3 protein-coding genes and 1 pseudogene are annotated in these 6,547 nt (G+C 65.1%); all 4 read left to right on the forward strand.

Annotated features, from left to right (window positions below; translation table 11 throughout):
• Nucleotides 1–625: 625 nt before the first annotated feature.
• Nucleotides 626–916: a co-chaperone GroES gene (groES, locus tag ABNS06_RS12850; protein WP_348674995.1), complete on the forward strand. Its 291-nt coding sequence runs from the start codon at nucleotides 626–628 to the stop codon at nucleotides 914–916.
• A 69-nt stretch (nucleotides 917–985) separates the two neighbouring features.
• A complete protein-coding gene (groL, locus tag ABNS06_RS12855) occupies nucleotides 986–2,620 on the forward strand; it encodes a chaperonin GroEL (protein ID WP_348674996.1) in 1,635 nt (544 codons plus the stop codon).
• A gap of 184 nt (nucleotides 2,621–2,804) precedes the next feature.
• Nucleotides 2,805–4,862: a tetratricopeptide repeat protein gene (locus ABNS06_RS12860; RefSeq protein ID WP_348674997.1), complete on the forward strand. Its 2,058-nt coding sequence runs from the start codon at nucleotides 2,805–2,807 to the stop codon at nucleotides 4,860–4,862.
• Nucleotides 4,863–4,961: 99 nt separating this feature from the next.
• Nucleotides 4,962–6,547: pseudogene (locus tag ABNS06_RS12865) on the forward strand (bifunctional glutamine synthetase adenylyltransferase/deadenyltransferase); the annotation flags it as partial.

The raw sequence follows: 6,547 nt of genomic DNA on the forward strand, positions 1-6,547 counted from the left end.
ACGGGCCGTCCTGGCCCGACTGCAACGGCTTCGGCATCCCTGCCTCGCTCGGCGCTGCGCGCCGACTGATTCACCGCCCGCTGCGATGCTCGGCCACGTCCAACGGAGTTCAATCCGAGGCTGGAACGGAACCTGGTTTTTTGTGCCTTTTGCTCAGCCGAGACGCGCAGACAACGGTGGAGCCAGCGGGCCGGCTGTTTGAGCACGCCTAGCGTGCGAGTTTCGGCCCGCCCGCCGTTGGCGAGCATCGCAGGGCAGTCGTCACGCCGCCAGGCGGGTCGACCTGAGCAGCGGCATCCGTCTTTTGGTGACTTTTGGACGCCCAAAAGTCACTCGGCCGAATGGGCGAAACCGTTGAGCTGATGGTTCTGCTGCGTCGTCCTCAGACAGCGTCGCACCGTGCTATCACCCCCTGCGCTCAGTCGCTCAGCGACCTCACGCACCCCTGCCACACAACATTCATGAAAATTTTCTTCCCCCGCCTCTTGAAACCCACGCCCCCAACCCCAGTTTTGGCAGCCACCAGGGGCGAGTGCTAATCGCAGGTCGCCCATGTCCCGGCCGGGCCAGGGGAATGGCCCATCGAATCGACACTAGTTATCGACATATTTGGAGGCAGTCAGCCATGAATATCCGTCCCTTGCAGGATCGCGTGGTGATCAAGCGCCTTGAAGAGGAGCGTACGTCACCGGGCGGCATCGTGATCCCCGACTCGGCGACCGAAAAGCCGATCAAGGGTGAAGTCATTGCTGTGGGCAATGGCAAGAAGCTGGATTCCGGCACCGTCCAGGCGCTGGACGTCAAGGTCGGCGACAAGGTCCTGTTCGGCAAGTACTCGGGCACCGAGGTCAAGCTGGACGGCGACGAAGTCGTTGTCATGCGTGAAGACGACATCATGGCCGTGCTCGAGGGCTGAGCCCCGCACGCCTGATCCGATCTTCCAAGAATTCTTTCGTCAGAACCCCATTAGTTAAGGAGCTATCCAATGGCTGCCAAGGAAATTCACTACAGTGACGACGCGCGTCAGCAGCTGCTGAAGGGCGTCAACGCACTGGCCAATGCCGTGAAAGTGACGCTGGGTCCCAAGGGCCGCAACGTCGTGCTGGAAAAGAGCTTCGGCTCGCCGACCGTGACCAAGGACGGCGTGTCCGTGGCCAAGGAAATCGAACTGGAAGACAAGTTCCAGAACATGGGTGCGCAGATGGTCAAGGAAGTCGCTTCCAAGACCTCCGACGTCGCCGGTGACGGCACCACGACCGCGACCGTGCTCGCCCAGGCGATCCTGCGCGAAGGCATCAAGGCCGTGTCCGCTGGTCTGAACCCGATGGACCTCAAGCGCGGCATCGACAAGGCCGTGGAAGCCGCCGTCGAAGAGCTGAAGGGCCTGTCCAAGCCCTGTGACGACAACAAGGCGATTGCCCAGGTCGGCACGATTTCCGCCAACTCCGACGAGGCGATCGGCCAGATCATCGCCGAAGCGATGGAGAAGGTTGGCAAGGAAGGTGTCATCACCGTTGAGGAAGGCTCCGGCCTGGCCAACGAGCTGGATGTCGTCGAAGGCATGCAGTTCGATCGCGGCTACCTGTCGCCGTACTTCGTCAACAACCAGCAGTCCATGACGGCTGAACTGGACAATCCGTTCATCCTGCTGCACGACAAGAAGGTCTCGAACATCCGTGACCTGCTGCCCGTGCTGGAAGGTGTGGCCAAGTCCTCGCGTCCGCTGCTGATCATTTCTGAAGATGTCGAAGGCGAAGCACTGGCGACGCTGGTGGTGAACACCATCCGTGGCATCGTCAAGGTCGCGGCCGTCAAGGCTCCGGGCTTCGGCGACCGCCGCAAGGCCATGCTGGAAGACATCGCCATCCTGACCGGTGGCACCGTGATCTCCGAAGAAACCGGCATGAGCCTGGAAAAGGTCACGCTGGAAGACTTGGGCGAAGCCAAGAAGGTCCAGGTTTCCAAGGAAAACACCACGATCATTGATGGCGCCGGCCAGACCGACAACATCAAGAGCCGCATCGAAACCATCCGCAAGCAGATCGAAGACGCGACCAGCGACTACGATCGTGAAAAGCTGCAGGAACGCGTTGCCAAGCTCGCTGGCGGTGTTGCCGTCATCAAGGTCGGTGCCGCCACCGAAACCGAGATGAAGGAGAAGAAGGCTCGCGTCGAGGACGCACTTCATGCAACCCGCGCCGCTGTTGAAGAAGGCGTGGTTCCGGGTGGTGGTGTCGCGCTGGTGCGTGCCATCGCCGCGATCGAGAAGGTCAGCGGCGTGAACGCCGATCAGGATGCGGGCATTCGCATCCTCAAGCGCGCCGTTGAAGAGCCGCTGCGCCAGATCGTTGCCAACGCCGGCGGCGAAGCCAGCGTGATCCTGAACGCGGTCAAGGCCGAGTCCGGCAACTACGGCTACAACGCCGCGACCGGCGAGTTCGGTGACATGATCGCCATGGGCATCCTGGACCCGACCAAGGTGACGCGCAGCGCGCTGCAGCACGCCGCCTCGGTCTCCGGTCTGATGCTGACCACAGAAGCCATGATCGCTGAGCTTCCGAAGGAAGAGCCCGCGATGCCGGCAGGCGGTGACATGGGCGGCATGGGCGGCATGATGTAAAGCCGGCCGACCCGTTCGGTTGTAAAGGGAAGCCCCGCTCCGGCGGGGCTTCTTCGTTTTCGGCGGGCGCCAGGTGGCCGGGCGGGGCCGTTGAGACGGAATTCTCAGCCGATGGGCTGACAAGACTTGAAGCGGACGGCGTATCGACCGAAAGTGTCGGGCTGGGAGTGGAGATCGGTTTGCAATGAAAGTCCGTAGTGTCCAAGTACTGGGTATGGTCGCCCTGTGGAGCCTGTCATCCGTCGGCTGGTCCGTGGACGAGCCATCGGATCTGCCGGAGCAGGCCGATGCCACCGAGCAGGAATCGGCCGCCAGCGTGCCGGCGGAGGACCCGTTATTCGCGCCGCCTTCGCTGACATCCGTCGAATCCTCGCGACCATCGGCGCTGGAGCGCCCGCTGGATGCCGCCGGCGACGCACCCGTCGAGAGTGCGGCTGAGGGCGACGCGGCTGAAGGCGACGCGCCTGAAACCACCGCGCAGGCCGATGTTGTTGACCCTCCGGCTGAGCCCGAGGCGGTTGCCGTTGACGATGAGGTCAAGGCATTCGAGGAGCGGCTGGCACTGGGCTACGCCGACGCGCAGCATGTGATGGGGCGTCGTTTCGAGCAGGGTGACGGCGTGCCGGCCGACCTGGGACAGGCGCACGACTACTATTTCAAGGCCGCTTCGCAGGGCTACGCCCAGGCGCAAAGCGATCTGGGTCGCTTCTATGCCCAGGGCATTGGCATTCGCCAGGACATCAGTCTCGCCTTCGACTGGTTTCTGCAGGCAGCCGAGCAGGGGCTGGCGGAAGCCCAGTTCAACACCGCGCTGATCCTGCAGCGTGGATTGCTGGGCGAGGCCAAGCCGGAGGTTGCCGCGGACTGGTACTGGAAGGCGGCCAGCCAGGGGCATGACGGCGCCATCGTCAATCTCAGCAATATGTACCTGAACGGCGAGGGCATCGAGCAGAATGTCGACTACGCCTATGAACTGCTGCGTGACGCGGCCGAACAGGGCAACGCCGCCGGCCAGCTGAATCTGGCGCGGTTGTTGATCCACAACGGCTATCAGGCACCCCGTGAGCACGATGTCGACGCGCTGCTGTCCGCGGCGCTGGACCGTTATCCCTCCGAAGCCGGTTTGCTGCTGGGCATTGCCCGCCAGTCCGGTGTCGGTGTGCCGAAGAATCTCGCGGGTGCCGCGGATGCCTATCGCGTCGCGGCCGAGGCTGGCGATGTCGAGGCGGCCTACGAGCTCGGCGAGATGCTGTTGCGCGGGGAAGGCGTGGAACAGGACATCGCCGCATCCGTTCCCATGTTCGAACAGGCGGCCGAGGGCGGCATCTCGGAGGCGAATTTCCGGCTGGGCTACCTCTACGCCAGCGGACGTGGCGTGGAGTCTGATGTCGATGCCGCCAGGCTTGCGTACACGGCCGCCGCCGAGGCCGGTCTGGTTCCGGCCCAGTACAACCTCGGCCTGATGCTGACCAGGTTCCAGGACCCCGCGGCGCAGGCCGAGAGCATCCGGTGGTTCAAGGCGGCGGCCAGCGCCGAGCACACCAATGCCATGTACCAGCTCGGTCGTGCCTACCAGACCGGCTTGGGCATCGAAATGGACGGTGGGCAGGCGGCCTACTGGTATGACCTGGCGGCCGAGGACGGCCATGTCAGCGCGGCGTACAACCTCGCCCTGCTGATGCTGGCCGGCGATGTTCCCGACGCGGGCCCCCGCCAGGCGATCGCGCTGCTGAAGTCCGCGGTTGACGAGAATCATGCGGCGGCCACCCTGGTGCTGGCCGGCCTTTACGCCGACGGGGAGGGCGTGGAGCAGGACCTCGGGCAGGCCCGGGGCCTTTATCGCGGCCTGGCGGAGCAGGGGAACGCGGACGCCCAGTTCCACCTCGCCCAGCTCTACGACGAACCGGACGACGGTCTGAGCGATCCACCAAGGGCGCGCAAGCTTTACCGTGCATCGGCGGACCAGAATTTCCTGCCCGCGCAGGTTTATCTGGCGCTGCTGCTCGAGGAAGGGCGTGAAGGCGTGGAAAAGGACGAGCCGAAGGCCATGGCGTGGCTGGAGCGGGCGGCCAATCAGGACTATCCGGCTGCCCAGTACCACCTGGGCCGCTTCTATGAACAAGGCGTCGGAGGTCCGGAGAACCTGGATCTGGCCGGCGCCTGGTACCTGCGCGCCGCCGGCGGTGGCGATCGCCAGGCCGCGGAGGCGGTCGACCGTCTCGCACTGGCGGACGCCGACTGATCGGCATACGCCTCCTGCCAGCGGCGACTCGATGCCGCCAAGCCTGCTGCGCGTGATGCACTAGAATGCCTCGCCCATCGGGCAGACAGGCAGCGCGCAATGAGCGGGGCTGAGCATTTCAACGGACCATTCCTGACGCGAGAGCGGGCCGCATGGCCGGATCTGGGCGAGTGGTCGGCGAAGCCGATTACGCCGGGCGTCGTCACCGCCTGCCTCGACGCCCTGCGCGCGCAACACGAGCCCGCGGCCGCGTTGCGTTGCTGTCGTCGCAAGCTGCTCGCCGCGATCGCCGAGCGCAATCTGGATGGTCGCGATGACGGGTGGGCAACCCTGGTGGCGCTGTCCGATGTGGCGGACGGGTTGCTGGTCGCCGCGCTGGATCTGGCCCACGCGGATGTGGAGGCGCGGCACGGCCGTCTGCTCGCACCCGACGGCTCACCAGGCCGCCTCGCCATCCTCGCCATGGGCAAGCTCGGTGGTCGCGAGCTGAACTTCTCCTCCGACGTGGATCTGGTCTTCGTCCATGGGCCGGCCCAATCACAAAGTGATGGCCATCGCGCACTGGATGCGCCGACCTGGTTCGCGCGCGTGGCCCAGCGCCTGATCTCGCTGCTGGCGGATGTCACGCCGGAAGGCATCGTCTATCGCGTCGACACGCGCCTGCGTCCGTTCGGCCGGTCGGGGCCGATCACGGTGTCCGCGTCTGCGCTTGAGCACTACTACGAGGTTCACGGTCGCGCCTGGGAACGCTATGCGCTGATGAAGGCTCGCTGGATCGGGGACGTTCCGGACTGGGCAAAGGCCTTGTCGACCCGGTTGCAGCCGTTCATTTATCGACGCTATCTGGATTTCGGCGCCTTTGCGTCGCTGCGCCAGATCAAGGCGGACATTGCCGCGGATGTCGCCCGGACGACGGGCGATCTCGACATCAAGCGGGGCGTGGGTGGAATCCGCGAGGCCGAGTTCGTGATCCAGGCCTTGCAACTCGTGCATGGCGGGTCGGAGCCATCGCTGCGCTGCCAGTCCTGGCGCCAGGCGCGGACGGCCGCCGAGGCGCTCGGCTATCTGGATACGCAGAGCGGCGACGACCTGGAAGCCGCCTATCTGTTTCTGCGCCAGCTGGAAAACCGGTTGCAGATGTGGAGCGATGCGCAGTGGCATCAGGTGCCCGATGCAGCCGATGTGCGAACGGCGCTGGCGCGCAGTTTCGGACACGACGACTGGTCCCAGGTGGAACGGGCGCTGGCGACACATCGCGATCGCGTCCACGCTGGGTTCGTGGATATCGTCGGAGAGGCCGGCGACGATGAGCCGGCCACGCCAGCGCCGTCCTGGCGTCAGGCGGATTCGCCAGCGGGTCTGGAGCAGTTGACCGGCGCCGGGTTGTCCGACTGCGAGGGTATTGCAGGGCGCGTCAGGGCGTTGCAGGACAATGCAATGTACAGCGATGCGGCCGACGCGCGTTTGCACCGCATCTGGCCGGTCTGCCTGGATGCGTTGAAATCCATGGACGAGCCGGACGAGGTCGCCGCGCGGTTGCTGTCCATCCTGGACGCGCTGATCGGCAGGACCAATTATCTGGCGCTGCTGGATGAGCGGCCGATCGCGCTACAGCATCTGATCCGGCTCGCCGCCGCCAGCCCGTGGGTGGTTCGGCAGCTGGTTGCCATGCCCGGGCTGCTGGA

This window comes from uncultured Abyssibacter sp. (assembly GCF_964000955.1).
In the GTDB taxonomy this organism is placed as follows: domain Bacteria; phylum Pseudomonadota; class Gammaproteobacteria; order Nevskiales; family OUC007; genus Abyssibacter.